This window comes from Algibacter sp. L4_22, assembly GCF_023473045.1.
Lineage (GTDB): Bacteria > Bacteroidota > Bacteroidia > Flavobacteriales > Flavobacteriaceae > Algibacter.
Genome location: NZ_JAMCOK010000005.1, coordinates 119,632 through 136,220 on the forward strand (window position 1 = coordinate 119,632; position 16,589 = coordinate 136,220).

The following is a 16,589-nucleotide window of genomic DNA, read 5'->3' on the forward strand; positions in this document are numbered from 1 at the left end:
ATTGCGATATTTTATAGAACTTTCATATAACGGTGCTGCTTATCATGGTTGGCAAATTCAGCCAGATGCTATTTCTATCCAAGAAGTTTTAGAAAAATCTTTATCTCTTTTATTGAATACACCAATTTCTATTATGGGTGCAGGCCGCACAGATACAGGGGTGCATGCTAAACAAATGTTTGCTCATTTTGATTTTGAAGGTGTTCTAGATGAAGTTAATTTGGCTTTTAGACTTAATTCTTTTTTACCTCAGGATGTCGCCATTCATGATGTTTTTAAAGTAAAAAAGGATGCACATACGCGTTTCAATGCTCTTAGCAGAACGTATTTGTATCGTGTTGCTTTGCAAAAAGATGTATTTAGCGCCAACGATGCTTATTATGTAAAGCAAAAGTTAGATATTGAAAAAATGAAAGAAGCCGCTAAAATATTGTTGGATTACAACGATTTTCAGTGTTTTTCTAAAACTAAAACGAATGTAAAAACCTATTTGTGCAACATCATGAAAGCCGAATGGACTTTGGTAGATGGCGAATTGCATTTTATCATTAAAGCCGATCGTTTTTTACGAAATATGGTTCGAGCTATAGTTGGTACCATTATAAATATTGGTTTAGATAAAATCTCGGTAGAAGATTTACACCGTATTATAGAATCTAAAAATAGGAGTAAAGCCGGTTTTTCTGTTCCTGCACACGGCCTATATTTAATTGAAGTAGAATATCCAGAAGATATAAAAATATAAATGAGTAAACCCAAAGAAAAAATTTTTGATGTTAACCTTTTTAAAAGGTTATTTACCTATATAAAACCATATAATTTGGTGTTTGTATGCTTACTAGTTATGGTTGTTTTATCTGCAGTGCTTAGTGCAGCAACACCTTATTTAACTAAGTATGCCATAGATAATAGTATTGCGGTAAAACTAGCCGACGATTTTATGTTTTATGTTATAATTATGCTGGTTGTTTTAATCCTTCAAACGGTTGTTCAGCTTGCATTTATTTATTACGCTGCGTGGTTAGGTCAGAATTTAGTGAAAGATGTGCGAACTAAACTATTCAATCATTTATTGCGTTTTAAAATGAAGTATTACGATAATTCTTCGGTTGGTGTGCTTATTACAAGGTCGGTTACCGATATGGAACGTATTGCCGATATCTTCGGGCAAGGTTTGTTTATGATTGTAAAAGATTTGCTAACCATGCTAGTTGTTTTCTGTGTTATGGTTTCAATAAACGTGAAATTAAGCCTTATTGTTTTCATCATGCTTCCTTTGTTATTATATGCTACACGTGTTTTTCAAAAAGTAATGAAAAAGGCTTTTGAAGAAGTTCGAACCGAAGTTTCTAACTTAAATTCCTTTGTTCAAGAGCGGTTAACAGGAATGAAGATTCTTCAGCTTTTCACGCGTGAAGATACCGAGTTCAAAAAGTTTAAAGCCATAAACGAGCGTCATAAAAAAGGATGGTTAAAAACCGTTTGGTATAACTCTATATTTTTCCCATTGGCAGATTTATCTGGTTCTATAGCAATGGGGTTAGTAGCATGGTATGGTGGCTTGCGTGTGGTTTTAGAGGCTAGTGATGTTTCGCAAGGTGATTTAATAGCCTTTATTATGTTTATTCCAATGTTGTTTAGACCATTACGCCAAATTGCGGATAAGTTTAATACGCTACAAATGGGTATGGTTGCTGCAAACCGCGTGTTTAAAGTATTAGATACTACTTCACAAATTGATGATCATGGTACACATATAGCCGAAGCGTTTAAAGGTAATATTAAGTTTGAAAACGTGTTTTTTAATTATGTTGAAGATGAAGCCGTACTAAAAGGTATTTCATTCGATGTAAAATCTGGAGATACCGTCGCTATTGTTGGAGCAACAGGAGCAGGGAAATCGACTATTATAAACTTGCTGAATCGTTTTTATGAAATTAAAGACGGCGTTATCTCTGTCGACGGTATAAATATAAAGGATGTAACCTTAGAATCTCTTCGAACTCAAATTGCTGTAGTTTTGCAAGATGTGTTTTTGTTTGCCGATACTATTTTAAATAATATCACTTTAAATAATCTAGAAATTACAGAAGAGCAAGTCCATCAAGCGGCTAAAGATATCGGTATTCATGATTTTATTATGTCTTTACCAAATGGCTATCATTATAACGTAAAAGAACGCGGTGTGATGCTTTCTTCTGGTCAACGTCAGCTTATTTCATTTTTACGTGCGTATGTCACTAATCCAAGTATTTTGGTTTTAGATGAAGCAACGTCGTCTGTCGATTCTTATTCAGAACAACTTATTCAAAATGCAACCGATAAGATCACTAAAGGAAGAACTTCAATTGTAATTGCCCATCGCTTAGCAACCGTTAAAAAGGCTGATAAAATTATTGTAATGGACGCTGGTAAAATTGTTGAGCAAGGCACGCACGCGGAACTTCTTAAAAAAGAAAATGGTTATTACAGGAACCTATATGAAGTTCAGTTTTTAAAGCAGGATGTGGCTTAATCTTTATTAGTTGATATTGTTTAGCTTACTAATTTTTTAGATAAAAAGCTGCGTAAAGTATGCCGAAAATTAATGCTATAATCATCGGAAAAAGGAAACTTATTACGGTGTATAAAATAGTTCTCAATATAGTCGATTTCCACGAAAACTCATATAACTTTTTGTAAACATAAGCCATATAAAACAAGGCTGGAATAGAAATTAATTGCGATGCGTTGTAGAAGTTTAATCCAAAAGGTAAGGTTATTAAAATAATGAAAAATGATATAATAAACCAGTGTGCCGAAGTATAGGTTATAATCACGAAATGTTCTGCAATATTATACTTTTTCGACTTTTTAAATACAAATCTTGAGATTAGGGAATATACAGGAATAGACACCAAAGTAATAACACTTTGATATTCTGTAATGAAATCCATAACACTGCTAATATCGAAACCTTCTGGTTGTTCAAGTCCTGCGCTGTATTGTAATAGTTCTGGGAAGAATTTCTTCAGAATAAAAAACTGAAGTCCCATAAGAGTTATCGATAACCCTAAATAAGAAATGACATTTACATATGTTTTTCTGAAGCCGTTAATATAGCTGTCAATAACCAAATCAGGCTTTCTAAATAAATCTATAAAAGTTTTAAAAAGCTTATTATCAATACTTAAAAACTGATTAAAAAAATCTACTATAAACGATTTTACAGTAAGTCGTTTAAAAGTTGTTTTTTCGCCACAAGCATTGCAGAATATACTTTCTGTAGAAATTAAATGGTTACAATTTCTACATTCCATATTAAGCTAGATCTTTTTTAATAATAGCACTAAGTTCATTATTATCTTTATAAACAACAAATTCACCATCTTTAAAATAAGAAATATGTCCGGTTTCTTCACTTACAGCAAGAGCTAAAGCATCGGTTTTTTCGGTAACTCCAATAGCAGCTCTATGACGTAGTCCGAAGCGTTGAGGAATATTTTTCTCATTATTTACAGGAAGAATAACTCGTGTCGCTTTTACGATATTATCATTTATAATAATGGCTCCATCGTGTAATGGGCTATTTTTAAAAAAGATACTTTCTATAATAGGTTGAGTTACTTTTATATTCATTTCATCTCCCGAAGCAGCAATGAAATCTAAATTATTGCTGCGTTCAAAAACAATTAAGGCGCCAGTTTTAGACATTGCCATTTTGTTACAAGCAGACAGTATAACATCAACATCTGTAGTGGTATTTGTTTCTGTTTTTAAGAATTTAAATTGTTGTAAAAATTTACGTCGACCATTAAAATTGGTAGAACCTACCATTAATAAAAATTTCCTTATTTCTGGCTGAAAGACGACAATTAAAGCAATAATTCCCACTTTCATAAAGCCGCCAAAAATACCATTAAGTAATTCCATTTGAAGGAATTCGGTAAGTTTCCAAACAAAATAAATGATAATAATTCCTATAAAAATATTGATGGCAACCGTGCCTCGTGTTAATTTATAAACGTAGTAGAGTAGCACTGCTACCAGAATTACATCAATAATATCAACAATTTTAAAGTTTAAGAGGTCATTAAAAATTTCCAATGGTAAAAGTGTTTTTGTAAATTTAGTAAATTAGAGTTAATTAAAAATAAATTCGTTGTTCGATATTTTAGTTTCTGTTAAATCTGCTTTTTCAATTAATGATTTATATGAAATATAATCTTGGAAATTCAAGGTTTCATCAAAATTTAAAAAGATAATTCCGTTTAAGGTATCGAGTTTTTTTAAGTTTATTAACAAGTTTTCTTTGGTTGAATTTGAAATATTAGATTTTAAGACACCATTCACAATTTTGATTTTGTTGTTTTTATCAAAATTTATGGTAATGGAATTCTGCGAGTCATTTATATTTGAAAGCTTCGATAAATAATTGGCACTTGTTTCTTCATGATAAACCGTTTCGGTAAACTCTATGAAACCTAAATTCTTTCGGCTTGTATCATTACAAGTATAATAGTTTTTTATACCTTCTTTTTTATGACCAGCACGTTTCTTTTTATTCTGAAGAAATTTTATCTGCGGAATAACTAATTTCAATGTTAAGCGTTTATCAACATTTACGAGCCAATTGGTTGTGCTAATTAGGTTTTGTCTATTTAATTCAATACTATCTTTTTCTAAATCATAAAAAAGATAGGCGGGAGAAATATCATCGATATCCGTGATTTTAGAATGATTAATTTCTGGTAACTGCAGTACTTTTTCATTTCCACAGGAAAAAAAACAAAATGTTATAAAAAGGATAAGTATATGTTTCATTTTAAGCATTCAAAGATTTAATAAGTTTAATAGTTTCCATAGCTTCCTTTACATCATGAACACGTAAAATAGAGGCGTTTTTTTGTAAAGCGACTGTATTTAAAACAGAAGTGCCATTTAAGGCTTCTTTAGCTGTATTATTCAGTGTTTTGTAAATCATAGATTTTCTAGATACACCAACAAGCAAAGGTTTTTCTAACATGTTGAATAATTCTAATTTATTCAATAATTCAAAATTTTGTTCCAAAGTTTTAGCAAAACCAAAACCAGGATCTACTATAACATCAACAATACCTAGTTGTTTTGTAGTCGCTAATCGTTCAGAAAAATAGAATAAAATATCTTTTATCAAATTATCATAATTGGTTTGTTTTTGCATGGTTTGTGGTGTGCCGCGCATATGCATCATAATATATGGCACATGTAAATTAGCAACTGTTTGCAACATATTGTTATCTAGCATTCCTGCTGAAATATCGTTGATTATTGCTGCACCAGCTTCAATAGATTGTTTAGCAACTTCACTTCTAAAGGTGTCAATGGAAATTAAGGTTTCTGGGAATTCATTCAAAAGAAGACCTACAATTGGTAAAATACGTTTTAACTCTTCTTTTTCACTAACATGGTCGGCATTTGGGCGAGAACTGTAAGCGCCAATGTCGATAAAAGTTGCACCTTCAGAAAGCATTTTTTCGGCATGTTTCAGTATAGATTTTTCATTTTTATGCTGTCCGCCATCGTAAAAAGAGTCGGGTGTTAAATTCAAAATACCCATCACTTTTGGCGATGATAAATCAATAAGTGTTCCTTTGCAATTAATGGTCATAACTTGTTATAATCTCAATATTTTCGATATTAAATATCAAACGTAAAACTTTAAAATTGTAACGTCAAACTTCCTCCTGAAAACTTTTGAATTTTGAACAATTTAAGCGAAATTTACACAAAATATAATTGATACATGCCAGATACTTCAAAACAATATGATGCCGTCATAAATACTTGTAAAAGTTTATTTATAAAAAAAATGAGCGATTACGGTAGTGCATGGCGCATATTACGTTTGCCTTCTTTAACCGATCAGATTTTTATTAAAGCACAACGTATTCGAAGTTTGCAGCAAAATGATGTTAGAAAGGTGGATGAAGGTGAGGTAAGTGAGTTTATTGGTATAATAAACTACTCGATTATGGCTCTTATTCAATTAGAACTAGGTGTAGTTGAGCAACCAGACTTATCTACAGAGGCGGCAACCGAATTGTACGAAAAGCATATTTCCATAACAAAAACTTTAATGGAAAATAAAAACCATGATTATGGGGAAGCTTGGCGAGATATGCGTGTGAGTAGTTTAACAGATTTAATTTTGCAGAAATTACTTCGTGTAAAACAAATTGAAGATAATAAAGGGAAGACTTTGGTTAGTGAAGGTATTGATGCTAATTATCAAGATATGATTAATTACGCCATTTTTGCGATGATTCATTTAAATCAAGGAGAATAAATTTAAAAGAAAAATAAATTATTAAATCTCGAGCTAAGACAATTTAAAGCTTAGAAGATAATTTTAATTCAATTAGAATAAAAAACAGTAAACACATAAAATCACTTTATCAAGGTGTATTATGTGAACCTTAAAATTGTAGTAAGCATGAAAATTTTAGTAAGCCTAAGCCGTATATTCGTTGGCGTTTTATTTATTATATCTGGATTAGTAAAGCTGGATGATCCGTTAGGGTTTTCGTATAAATTAGCAGAATATTTTAGCCCAGATGTTTTAAATCTTCCGTTTTTAGAACCATATGCTTTAATGGTTTCTGTTTTAGTTGTAGTGTTTGAAGTTGTTTTAGGTGTGTTTCTTCTCATTGGTTATAAACCAAAATTTACAGTTTGGAGTTTACTTTTAATGATTGTTTTCTTCTCATTTCTAACTTTCTATTCGGCGTATTTTGATAAAGTAAAAGATTGTGGGTGCTTTGGAGATGCTTTAAAATTAACACCATGGGGAACCTTTACAAAAGATATTGTATTGCTATTCTTTGTTCTTATCCTGTTTTTTGGAGTAAAACATATAAAACCGCTTTTCGGAAATTTAGGAACAACTGTTTTAGCATTACTAAGTTTTATTCTTAGTTTATGGTTTGGTTACCATGTGTTAATGCACTTACCTACAATCGACTTTAGAGCTTACAAAATAGGAGCAAACATTCAAGAAGGTATGAGTGTGCCCGAAGATGCAGCAAAACCAGTAACAGAATATTATTGGAAATTTAAAGTTAACGGCGAAGAAAAAATAATAACAACTAATGGCTCTTACCCAACGGTAGAAGGTGATTTTATAAGTGTTGACACAAAAGAAATTTCCGCAGGATATGAACCACCAATTTATGATTTTTCGATTGAATCTGAAGATGAAGATTTAACTACTAAATTCCTAAATGAAGATAATTTACTAATAGTCATATCTTATAATTTAGAAAGTATGGAGCGCGGTGGAGCAGTAAAGTTAAAAGCTCTGCAAGATGAAGCAAGAAGAAATGGCTATAAAATTATAGGTTTAACGGCTTCTGGTAATGATGTTAAGCAACGTATAAAAGAAGCTTATAATATAGATTTCGAGTTCTATTTATGTGATGAAAAAGCTCTTAAAACAGTAGTGCGTTCTAATCCAGGAATTATTGAGTTGGATAAAGGGACCATTAAACAAAAATTACATTGGAACGATTGGGACGATTTAAAACTGCCTAAAGTAGAAAGAGCTCCCGAACCAGTGAAAGTTGAAAATATCGCATATTTTATAGATGGAGATATGTCTACTAAAACAGAAGTAGAAGCTTTAGATACCGAAACTATAGAAGCTGTGAATGTCTTTAAAGAAAGTAATATAGAATTAGACTCTATAAATCAAGCCAATCATAGTGGTTTTACAAGTTTAGTAAAAGTAACTTTGAAAAAGTAATTTATTTAAATCAATATTTATCCAATAACCAATTTGAGCTACCTAATAAATAAAATTGCATACGCCATCCTTACGTTATTTGGAGTAGTAACTGTTATTTTCTTTTTATTTAATGTACTCCCTGGAGATCCAGCTCAAATGATGTTAGGGCAAAATGAAGATAGCGAGCAACTAGCCACAGTAAAGCACAAATATGGTTTCGATAAACCTTTAGGAACACAGTATTTATATTATTTAAACGATTTACTGCCTATATCTTTTCATTCAAATCAAAAAGAAGATTATACTTTTTTGCGACAAGGAAAATACTCTGCTAGCAAGCTATTTACTATTGGAAATACTACAACGGTTTTAAAATTTCCGTATCTACGAGAATCGTTTACAAAACAAGGTAAAAAAGTAAGCCAAGTACTGGGAGAAACTTTACCAAATACATTTGTTTTAGCTGTTTCGGCTATTATAATAGCTATAATTTTAGGGGTTATTTTGGGTATTGTCTCTGCGTTGTATAAAGACCAATGGCTAGATAAAATTATTCAGATATTTAGTACATTAGGTATGAGTGTGCCTTCGTTTTTTAGCGCCATTCTATTCGCTTGGTTTTTTGGGTTTGTGTTGCATAAATACACCCATTTAGAAATGACGGGCAGTCTTTATGAATTAGATGATTTTGGAGAAGCAATGCACATAAAATGGAAAAACTTAATACTTCCAGCCGTGGTTTTAGGTATCCGTCCGTTGGCGGTAGTTATTCAGCTTATGCGAAATTCTTTACTCGAAGTTTTTAACCAAGATTATATTAGAACGGCACGGGCTAAAGGGCTTAGTGAATTTCAAATTATAAAAAAACATGCTGTTAAAAACGCATTAAACCCAGTAGTTACAGCAATATCTGGCTGGTTCGCTTCCATGCTAGCTGGTGCCGTTTTTGTAGAATATATTTTCGGTTGGAACGGACTCGGAAAAGAAATAGTAAACGCCTTAAATACACTAGATTTACCCGTTATTATGGGAGCTGTTTTAGTAATAGCCGTTTTATTTGTAATTATTAATATTTTTGTCGACTTAATTTATGTTTGGTTAGATCCAAAAGTCAAATTAAAATAAAATTTTATTCCGTGAAAACGGAAACATTTATAAACCCTTTTTTATGAACAAATTTAAATATATTTTCATTTTATTAATTAGCTTTTTAAGCTGTAAAGACGAACCAAAAGAATTTTCTACGGAAGCTTTAAATGACACTTTTATTACCTTAAATGGTACAGAGGCTACATTTCAAAGTATACTCGATAAACACAAAGGGAAAACCATTGTTATCGATATTTGGGCATCGTGGTGTAGTGACTGTATAAAAGGTATGCCTAAGGTTAAAGCGTTGCAAGCCAGTAATCCAGATCTAGCTTATGTGTTTTTATCTTTAGATAGAGAACAAGGCGCATGGAAACGTGGTATTGAAAAATATCAGGTTGTTGGTGATCATTATTTTATGGCAAACGGAAAAGATTGCGATTTCGCAGATTTTTTAAATATAAGTTGGATTCCTAGATATTTGGTGATAAATAAAGCTGGCGAAATCGTTGTATTTAATGTTATTGAAGCTGATGACGATAAGTTGCTAAAAGCTGTGAAAAATTGATTATTTTAGCAGGAGAAAACAACAATTATTAATTAATAAAATAGTCCTTTCCTTTTGGGAAGGTTAAATGGCAACCATGAGAAAAAACATTGTAGCAGGGAATTGGAAAATGAATAACGATTTAGCGCAAACAGAAGCGTTAATAACTGCTTTAAAAAAACAAACAACAACCTCTAATGCCGAAGTAATGGTAGCACCAACCTTTACCAATTTATTTCAGGCTTACGACGCTTTAAAAGATTCTAATATCGAAGTTATTGCACAAAATATGCATTTTGCAGAAAATGGAGCTTATACAGGTGAAATTAGCGCAAATATGTTAAAAAGTATTGGTGTTAATACCGTGATTTTAGGACATAGTGAACGTCGTGAGTATTTTAATGAAACCGATGAGTTGTTAGCTAAAAAAACAGATACAGCTTTAGCAAAAGGTATGCGTGTTATATTCTGTTTTGGTGAAGAATTGGCAGATAGAAAATCTGGAAATGAAGAAACAATTGTTGGTAACCAAATAAAGAATGCTTTATTTCATTTAGAAGCATCTGCTTTTCAAAGTATTGTATTGGCTTACGAACCTGTTTGGGCTATTGGAACAGGAGAAACTGCAAGTCCAGAGCAAGCTCAAGATATGCATGCATTTGTTAGAAAAACATTAGCAGATAAGTACGGGAATGATGTGGCCGATGAGGTTTCAATTCTTTATGGAGGAAGTGTTAAACCTGCAAATGCTGAAGAAATTTTCTCTAAACCAGACGTAGATGGTGGTTTAATTGGTGGAGCGGCGCTTAATGCTGACGATTTTTTCGCAATTGTTAATGCATTTTAAGTAGATTGAAAGGGTTTTTTAAACCAATTTTTATATAAGTATAAAAAGGGTATTCCTTGAGTTTTTTATAATTCAAAGAATACCCTTTACTATTTGTTTTTAATTTTAGAAAGCTTGCCGTTGGCTATTAATTAAAATCAATGATTATGGAATTTTTAAAACTAGTTGCTTTTTTATAGTATCAATTACATTCGCACAATTACCTGTAAATTATATTACTTACTCTGCTGCTTTTAATGGATTTATCTGAATAACATCTGCCTTTAATATTTTTGCAAATCTATCGTCAGGATTATCTAAAATATACCAAATATGCTTTGTGGTTCCTTCTAAATGTTGACCTTCCTTTGTTTTACCTTTCCAATCGAATTCGACAGTCATTTCAAATTCATTTTCCATAATTTCTTTTACCGAAAAATTCTTAGGTTTATGTTCGCTGTTTTGTAATTGTTTAGGAGTTCCGTTTAACCATTTTTCAAGCTTAGTAATTGTAGTTATTTTGCTTTCAGTAGAAAAATTTAAGATAAAATTGTCGGCCAATAATTCTTTAAAAGGATTAACATTTCCGTCTAGGTTTTCCATTAAAGCAATCCAATAATACATTAAAGATTTTGTTCTATTTGTTGGGTAAGCATCTTCAAAATCTTCTTCTGTAGCACCAACAGGAATAATTTCAATTCGCGTGAATTTTGGAAGAGAATCTGTGGTTCGTTCTAAACGTGCATCTTTATATTTTAACGCATAACTTTGCTTTTCTCCATTGGGTTTAATATTTTGATAGTGTAAATCTACTTCTAATCCTAAAGTATTATCACCTAGCAGTGATACATTAATGTTTTTAATATGGTGTGCGTTTTGCCAACCATCATAACCTTTTAGTCGTTCAGGATAAGCTGCAGTGCCTTTAATTTTGCCTGTTGGGTTTATCATGATAATATTTTCGTCTAGCATTTCTAGTTGATTGCTAATGCGCTTTTCGTTCATTGGGCGTTCATACAATTGGTACCATCTGTATAACTGTGCTTTTACTAAATGTTGGTTTTTTGTGGTGAGTTTTTTCATGATTATTTTTCTTTTATATAAAGATAAAATGAGCAGAAGCGGCTGGTGTTGCCATTTGACAACAAATGAATTTAATCTTAAATATATTTTGTGCCGTTATTTGATAAAGGCAGATATTTCGGTTAAATAATGTTTTGTATATTTCTCTCCAAAATTATCAATAGTAATAGCAAAAGCTAAATGTAAAATTAGAGCGGAGCATATTCCGAAGAACATTGATTTTTCACCTAAAAACGACATACCGAAAATTAGGATTACAATTAAAATTCCATAAATCAATTTCAGTTTAAAAAAAGATTTTAGAGCTTTTTGAGACTCTGCTAATTCTGTTTTTACGAAATTGGTTTCGTTGTTTTTATAAATAGATGTTTTATTTTCTATTTTTTGTTGGTAATTAAGGTAAGTAGGGAACATAGTAGCTATTTCTAATACACCGAGTACTATCAAGGTTATAGCAAAACTTTTATGATTGGCGAATGTTAGAAATAGAACACCTATAATTAAGGAAACTACACCAATTATTCCGGAGAATAAAAACAATGCTTTTTCACTTTTTAAAAATTCATTTAAAAGATCTTCCATGTTATTTTTATTTTAAAAAAATCGATATATTTTTTGCCACCAATTCTGGTACTTCCAGTTGTGGAGAGTGCGATGCGTTTTCTATTAGTTTTAATTCTGAATTTGTAATATGATCTCTATAATATTCGGCTACATTAAATTTTACCACCTTATCATGTTTTCCCCAAAGAATTAATGTAGGAGCCTTAATCTCACTTATTTCATCTTTTAAATCAAAATACGCACCGTTTTTTATTTGTGGAATAATGGTGTTATTTAAAAAATCACGACTGTCATTTATTTGCTCTATATATAGTTTTTTTACGGATCGAGGTATAATAGGGGTTTTATAAAAAACACGTGAAAGTACCTTGTCTAAATCTGCTTCATTCTGTAAAATTTTACCAAATCCGGTATAAACAATATGGTTGTCTAGTTTTACACCTGGTGCATTTACAAGAATTAGTGATTTTATCTGCGTAGGGTAAGCAATAGCGTAAGCCGCAGCAATATGGCCTCCCATGGAGTTTCCTGCTAAATTGAATCGGAGTATTCCTAAATCACTTAAAAAGGTGTTTAAAAATTTTACCTGTCCCTTAATACTTAAATCTAAAGATTTTTCTTTTTTGTTCTCTCCAGAAGCTAAAAGGTCTGGAAGTATTAAATAGTAGTTATCGGTTAAAAACTTAGCAGATTGTACAAAGCTGTTTTTATCATCTCCAAGACCGTGAAGCAATACTAATGTATCTTTAGCCAATATATTGTTGTTCGTGTAATAATGTATGTTATAACCATCTATTAGTATTGTTTTAGATATTAAATGAGCGGCATTGGCGTTTTGAGAATTCGAAAATTCGACTAACTTTTTAGGAATAAAGAAATAAATTAATGCAACTCCAAGAATTAAAAGACCTATGATACCAGCAATTAATTTTAATATTTTTTTCATAATAACATTTTGTATTTAATACGCTGTTGCAAATATCTATAGGATACAATTAGTAAGTGTTGCCATTTGACAACAAATGTTATTCTTTCGATATTTGTTTACGAATTCTGCTTAAAGAGAATTTTGTAATACCTAAAAAAGAAGCAATATGAGTTTGGGGTACTCTAGCAATAATGGATGGGTTTGTTTTTAGAAAACTTAAATAGGTAGATTTTGCATCTTGGTTTATTAATTGGCGTTGAAAATTAGTTTTTTTTAATAGTGTTTTAGAAGTAACTGTAGCAATTATAGAATTCCAATTGGTAATATTTTTACAGCATAAATCCCACGATTTTCTATCAATAATTAAAACATTGCAATTTGTTTCTGCTTTAATACATCCAGAACTCATTGAATATTCGTTAAAACTAGTCACATTGGTAACAAATTGATTTTCCGACATAAAATACGAAGTAATTTCATTTCCTAAATTGTCGTAAAAAAAGTATCGGAATACACCTTCAATAATAAAGCCAACTTCTTGTGCTATTTTACCAGATTGTAAAAACATATCGCCTGTTTTATATTCTTTTATCTTAACGAGATTTGTTAAATACTGCTTGTCTTCACTCGTTAGGGTACCGTAGTTTTCTAAGTATTTAACTAGTTGATTGATGTGCATTTTATTTTTTATAATTAATAAGAATTATTAAATAGAGTAAGGTAATAAGATATTGTAAATTCTATTTTAAACGAATTTAGCAAAAAAAGAAGAGAACTATTAATTTAATGAAATTACACGTAACTTTGCACTCTAAATAAGTTACATGTCAAACATCATTTATATCGGTTACTACTTTAAAGTAACCCCATTACAACCTGGAGTTGAAATTTTAATAGCAGAGCTTGGTTACGCAGGTTTCGAAAGTTTTGTAGAAAACGAAGACGGCGTTACCGCATACATCCAAAAAGAAGAATGGAATGCAGATATTTTAAACGATATTCAAATATTAGATTCTGATGAATTTGAGATTACTTTTGAATTCGATGAAATAGAACAAACCAATTGGAATGAAGAATGGGAAAAGAATTTTAACCCAATAATTGTTGATGATGCTTGTTCTGTTCGTGCACCATTTCATGAAAAACCAGATACAACTTACGATATTATTATTGAACCAAAAATGAGTTTTGGAACGGGACATCATGAAACGACACATATGATGATTCAGCATGTTTTGAAAAATGATTTGACTAATAAATCGGTTTTAGATATGGGTTGTGGTACAGGTGTTTTAGCAATCCTAGCCGAAATGAAAGGAGCTAAACCATTAGATGCTGTAGATTATGATAATTGGTGTTACCTAAATAGTTTAGAAAATGTAGAACGTAACAATTCTAAACATATTACGGTTATTGAAGGAGACGCCTCTGTTTTGAAAGATAAAAGCTACGATGTAATTATAGCAAACATTAACAGAAATATTTTACTTCAAGATATGGCTGTTTATGCATCTTGTTTAAACAAAAACGGTATGTTATTTTTAAGCGGATTTTATGCTGAAGATATCCCGTTAATAACAGCCGAATGTGAAAAATATTTGTTAAAATTTGAAGAAAAGTTGGAAAGAAACAATTGGGTATCGTTAAAATTTTTAAATTAGTAACATATTTAAATGTTAACTAAGTATTTTTCGTTAGGAAAAATATAAGAAAGACAAAGTATAAATTATGAGTACACAAGAAAAAACATTCGAAGAATTATTACTAGAAGAAGAAGTTTTAACTCAAAACGAGATTGTTTTACATAACGATGATGTAAATACTTTCGATCACGTTATTGATACATTAATTTATGCTTGTGAGCATACACCAGAACAAGCTGAACAATGTGCTATGCTAGTTCATTACAAAGGGAAATGTACAGTTAAAACAGGTTTGTATGACGAGCTGAAACCACGCTGTTCCATGCTTCTTGAAGCGGGATTAAGTGCCGAATTAGTATAAAGCTAAAAATAAATAATATTAAAAAAGACCTTTCATATACTTTATGAAAGGTCTTTTTATTTGCTATTAATATAATTCTCTTTATTTTACTTTTTTGTTTGTGCTTATTTTGAAAATACTATAAAGCGGGCAGAAGTTTATAAAACTGGTTATTAATAATATAAGGGCAACTGCCATTAAAATTAAAGCTAAAGTTCCCGAAATAATATTAAAATAGTATAGTAATGCAATGGCAATTCCCATAATTACTCTTATGCCTTTATCGGCAGTTCCTATATTTTTTTTCATTTTTTTTATTTTAAATTTTAGCTAAGTGATTATAGCGTAGTTGGGCAAACAAAATCAGTGGTTGGTAAATTAGAATTTTTAATAGCTCCAAAACCACCAGCAATATCAATTAAATTATTAAAACCACGTGCTTTTAAAATAGATGTTGCTATAACAGAGCGGTAACCACCAGCACAGTGAATATAGTATGTTTGGTTTTTATCAATGATGTTCATATTATCGTTTATAAAGTCTAACGCAAAATGTTTAACGTTATCTCCTTTTAGATGTTCCGATTGGTATTCGCCATCTTTTCTAACATCTAAAACCTGAATGTTTTGAGTATTAAAACGCTTAGAAAATTCATCAACAGAGATAGAGTCTATAGTTTCAATATCTTTTCCTGCAGCTTTCCAGCTTTCAATACCACCTTCTAAATAGCCTAATGTATTATCATAACCAACACGAGATAATCGAGTTACTGTTTCTTGTGCTTTTCCTTCTGGAACAACAAGTAGAATGGGTTGTTTTAAATCGGTAATTAAAGCACCGACCCAAGGCGCAAATCCACCTTGAATACCAATAGATATAGAGTTCGGTATATGCCCGTTTATAAAATCTTGTTCATTTCTAACATCTAAAACCAAAGCATCTTCATTGTTTGCCATAGCTTCAAAAACTTTGGGAGAAAGCGGGGTATCTCCTTTTTTCAAAATGGTTTCGAAATTATCATAGCCAGATTTATTCATCATGGCATTTTTTGCGAAATATTGTGGAGGAGGAGCAATGCCATCAAGAACTTCTTTTATAAATTCATCACGTGTCATATCGGCGCGTAAGGCATAATTAGTTTTTTTCTGGTCTCCTAAAATACCAACAGTTTCTTTGCTTAGGTTTTTTCCACAAGCCGATCCTGCACCATGCGCTGGATATACAATAACATCATCGGCAAGAGACATAATTTTGTTGCGAAGTGAGTCGAATAGCATACCTGCTAAATCTTCTTTTGTTAAATCGGATTTTATAGCTAAGTCAGGACGGCCAACATCGCCTAAAAAAAGCGTGTCTCCTGAGAATATAGCATGATTTTTACCGTTTTCATCAATTAGTAAATAAGTTGAAGATTCTAAGGTATGTCCTGGAGTATGCAATACTTTTATTGTAAGATCTCCAATTTTAAATGTTTCGTTATCTTTTGCGATATAAGCTTTATAGTCGGTTTCTGCATTTGGTCCAAACACGATAGTTGCTCCTGTTTTTTTGGCTAAATCAACATGACCAGAAACAAAATCTGCATGAAAATGTGTTTCGAAAATGTATTTTATTTTTGCGTTTTCTTTGTTTGCTTTATCAACGTATTGCTGCGTTTCGCGTAAAGGGTCTATAATGGCAACTTCGCCTTTAGACTCGATGTAATATGCACCTTGAGCTAAACAACCTGTATATATTTGTTCTATTTTCATGTTGTAATATTTTTATTTCCTAATAAAAGGATTTTTTTCTATTTTTTTAGATTTCAATATATTAGAAGAAATCT

19 protein-coding genes are annotated in these 16,589 nt (G+C 31.2%); 9 read left to right on the forward strand and 10 right to left on the reverse strand.

Annotated elements, in window-relative coordinates:
* The first annotated feature begins 1 nt into the window (after position 1).
* Both truA and M4I23_RS14050 read left to right on the forward strand, forming a co-directional pair.
* Entirely contained in the window at positions 2–745 is a 744-nt protein-coding gene (gene truA, locus M4I23_RS14045) for a tRNA pseudouridine(38-40) synthase TruA (protein WP_249754841.1), read from the forward strand.
* Positions 746–2,515, forward strand: coding sequence for an ABC transporter ATP-binding protein (locus tag M4I23_RS14050; protein ID WP_158848434.1), 1,770 nt, complete (start codon positions 746–748; stop codon positions 2,513–2,515).
* Positions 2,516–2,543: 28 nt separating this feature from the next.
* Here the strand turns inward: M4I23_RS14050 and M4I23_RS14055 are convergent, their stop codons facing one another.
* From M4I23_RS14055 to folP, 4 genes are read right to left on the reverse strand one after another with little or no spacing between them, the layout of a single operon-like run.
* Positions 2,544–3,299, reverse strand: coding sequence for a DUF3667 domain-containing protein (locus M4I23_RS14055; RefSeq protein WP_158848436.1), 756 nt, complete (start codon positions 3,297–3,299; stop codon positions 2,544–2,546).
* A 1-nt stretch (position 3,300) separates the two neighbouring features.
* Positions 3,301–4,086: a diadenylate cyclase gene (locus tag M4I23_RS14060; RefSeq protein ID WP_158848438.1), complete on the reverse strand. Its 786-nt coding sequence runs from the start codon at positions 4,084–4,086 to the stop codon at positions 3,301–3,303.
* 36 nt (positions 4,087–4,122) lie between these two features.
* Complete coding sequence (locus M4I23_RS14065; RefSeq protein ID WP_249754842.1) at positions 4,123–4,803, reverse strand: hypothetical protein; 681 nt, start codon at positions 4,801–4,803, stop codon at positions 4,123–4,125.
* A 1-nt stretch (position 4,804) separates the two neighbouring features.
* Complete coding sequence (gene folP / locus M4I23_RS14070) at positions 4,805–5,629, reverse strand: dihydropteroate synthase (RefSeq protein ID WP_158848442.1); 825 nt, start codon at positions 5,627–5,629, stop codon at positions 4,805–4,807.
* A gap of 135 nt (positions 5,630–5,764) precedes the next feature.
* On the opposite strand from folP, the gene M4I23_RS14075 reads away from it, so the two are divergent.
* The 5 genes from M4I23_RS14075 (at position 5,765) to tpiA (ending at position 10,227) form a co-directional block, all read left to right on the forward strand.
* Positions 5,765–6,307, forward strand: a complete 543-nt coding sequence (locus M4I23_RS14075; protein ID WP_249754843.1) for a DUF1599 domain-containing protein — start codon at positions 5,765–5,767, stop codon at positions 6,305–6,307.
* 147 nt (positions 6,308–6,454) lie between these two features.
* A complete protein-coding gene (locus tag M4I23_RS14080) occupies positions 6,455–7,762 on the forward strand; it encodes a BT_3928 family protein (protein WP_249754844.1) in 1,308 nt (435 codons plus the stop codon).
* Between the two features lie 33 nt (positions 7,763–7,795).
* Positions 7,796–8,869 (forward strand): ABC transporter permease, encoded by a 1,074-nt coding sequence (locus M4I23_RS14085; RefSeq protein WP_233267526.1) that lies wholly within the window; start codon positions 7,796–7,798, stop codon positions 8,867–8,869.
* Positions 8,870–8,912: 43 nt separating this feature from the next.
* Entirely contained in the window at positions 8,913–9,401 is a 489-nt protein-coding gene (locus M4I23_RS14090; RefSeq protein ID WP_158848448.1) for a TlpA disulfide reductase family protein, read from the forward strand.
* Between the two features lie 76 nt (positions 9,402–9,477).
* Positions 9,478–10,227 carry a triose-phosphate isomerase gene (gene tpiA, locus M4I23_RS14095; protein WP_158848450.1) on the forward strand — a complete coding sequence of 250 codons (750 nt, stop codon included), beginning with the start codon at positions 9,478–9,480 and terminating at the stop codon, positions 10,225–10,227.
* Positions 10,228–10,446: 219 nt separating this feature from the next.
* On the opposite strand, the gene M4I23_RS14100 is transcribed toward tpiA, so the two are convergent.
* The 4 genes from M4I23_RS14100 to M4I23_RS14115 all read right to left on the reverse strand — a co-directional run bounded on the left by M4I23_RS14100 (position 10,447) and on the right by M4I23_RS14115 (position 13,460).
* On the reverse strand, positions 10,447–11,289 hold the full coding sequence (locus tag M4I23_RS14100) for a hypothetical protein (protein ID WP_158848452.1): 843 nt from the start codon (positions 11,287–11,289) through the stop codon (positions 10,447–10,449).
* A 96-nt stretch (positions 11,290–11,385) separates the two neighbouring features.
* Entirely contained in the window at positions 11,386–11,871 is a 486-nt protein-coding gene (locus M4I23_RS14105; protein ID WP_158848454.1) for a hypothetical protein, read from the reverse strand.
* Between the two features lie 7 nt (positions 11,872–11,878).
* Positions 11,879–12,799 (reverse strand): alpha/beta fold hydrolase, encoded by a 921-nt coding sequence (locus M4I23_RS14110; protein WP_158848456.1) that lies wholly within the window; start codon positions 12,797–12,799, stop codon positions 11,879–11,881.
* A gap of 79 nt (positions 12,800–12,878) precedes the next feature.
* Positions 12,879–13,460, reverse strand: a complete 582-nt coding sequence (locus tag M4I23_RS14115; protein ID WP_158848458.1) for a Crp/Fnr family transcriptional regulator — start codon at positions 13,458–13,460, stop codon at positions 12,879–12,881.
* A gap of 145 nt (positions 13,461–13,605) precedes the next feature.
* Between M4I23_RS14115 and prmA the strand changes: the two genes are divergently transcribed.
* Both prmA and M4I23_RS14125 read left to right on the forward strand, forming a co-directional pair.
* A complete protein-coding gene (gene prmA / locus M4I23_RS14120) occupies positions 13,606–14,442 on the forward strand; it encodes a 50S ribosomal protein L11 methyltransferase (protein WP_158848461.1) in 837 nt (278 codons plus the stop codon).
* Positions 14,443–14,509: 67 nt separating this feature from the next.
* The gene (locus M4I23_RS14125) at positions 14,510–14,785 is read left to right on the forward strand and encodes an ATP-dependent Clp protease adaptor ClpS (RefSeq protein ID WP_158848463.1); all 276 of its coding nucleotides are present in this window, start codon (positions 14,510–14,512) and stop codon (positions 14,783–14,785) included.
* Between the two features lie 81 nt (positions 14,786–14,866).
* On the opposite strand, the gene M4I23_RS14130 is transcribed toward M4I23_RS14125, so the two are convergent.
* Positions 14,867–15,073: a DUF2892 domain-containing protein gene (locus M4I23_RS14130; RefSeq protein WP_158848464.1), complete on the reverse strand. Its 207-nt coding sequence runs from the start codon at positions 15,071–15,073 to the stop codon at positions 14,867–14,869.
* Between the two features lie 29 nt (positions 15,074–15,102).
* Complete coding sequence (locus M4I23_RS14135) at positions 15,103–16,515, reverse strand: rhodanese-like domain-containing protein (protein ID WP_249754845.1); 1,413 nt, start codon at positions 16,513–16,515, stop codon at positions 15,103–15,105.
* Positions 16,516–16,589: the final 74 nt, after the last annotated feature.

Excerpts from the sequence above, each read along its gene's own strand:
- M4I23_RS14055 (WP_158848436.1), bottom strand. The coding sequence starts at position 3,299 with ATGGAATGTAGAAATTGTAACCATTTAATTTCTACAGAAAGTATATTC.
- M4I23_RS14075 (WP_249754843.1), top strand. The coding sequence starts at position 5,765 with ATGCCAGATACTTCAAAACAATATGATGCCGTCATAAATACTTGTAAA.
- M4I23_RS14135 (WP_249754845.1), bottom strand. The coding sequence starts at position 16,515 with ATGAAAATAGAACAAATATATACAGGTTGTTTAGCTCAAGGTGCATAT.
- M4I23_RS14105 (WP_158848454.1), bottom strand. The coding sequence starts at position 11,871 with ATGGAAGATCTTTTAAATGAATTTTTAAAAAGTGAAAAAGCATTGTTT.
- tpiA (WP_158848450.1), top strand. The coding sequence starts at position 9,478 with ATGAGAAAAAACATTGTAGCAGGGAATTGGAAAATGAATAACGATTTA.
- M4I23_RS14125 (WP_158848463.1), top strand. The coding sequence starts at position 14,510 with ATGAGTACACAAGAAAAAACATTCGAAGAATTATTACTAGAAGAAGAA.
- M4I23_RS14100 (WP_158848452.1), bottom strand. The coding sequence starts at position 11,289 with ATGAAAAAACTCACCACAAAAAACCAACATTTAGTAAAAGCACAGTTA.
- M4I23_RS14090 (WP_158848448.1), top strand. The coding sequence starts at position 8,913 with ATGAACAAATTTAAATATATTTTCATTTTATTAATTAGCTTTTTAAGC.
- folP (WP_158848442.1), bottom strand. The coding sequence starts at position 5,629 with ATGACCATTAATTGCAAAGGAACACTTATTGATTTATCATCGCCAAAA.
- M4I23_RS14110 (WP_158848456.1), bottom strand. The coding sequence starts at position 12,799 with ATGAAAAAAATATTAAAATTAATTGCTGGTATCATAGGTCTTTTAATT.
- M4I23_RS14080 (WP_249754844.1), top strand. The coding sequence starts at position 6,455 with ATGAAAATTTTAGTAAGCCTAAGCCGTATATTCGTTGGCGTTTTATTT.
- M4I23_RS14115 (WP_158848458.1), bottom strand. The coding sequence starts at position 13,460 with ATGCACATCAATCAACTAGTTAAATACTTAGAAAACTACGGTACCCTA.
- M4I23_RS14065 (WP_249754842.1), bottom strand. The coding sequence starts at position 4,803 with ATGAAACATATACTTATCCTTTTTATAACATTTTGTTTTTTTTCCTGT.
- prmA (WP_158848461.1), top strand. The coding sequence starts at position 13,606 with ATGTCAAACATCATTTATATCGGTTACTACTTTAAAGTAACCCCATTA.
- M4I23_RS14130 (WP_158848464.1), bottom strand. The coding sequence starts at position 15,073 with ATGAAAAAAAATATAGGAACTGCCGATAAAGGCATAAGAGTAATTATG.
- M4I23_RS14050 (WP_158848434.1), top strand. The coding sequence starts at position 746 with ATGAGTAAACCCAAAGAAAAAATTTTTGATGTTAACCTTTTTAAAAGG.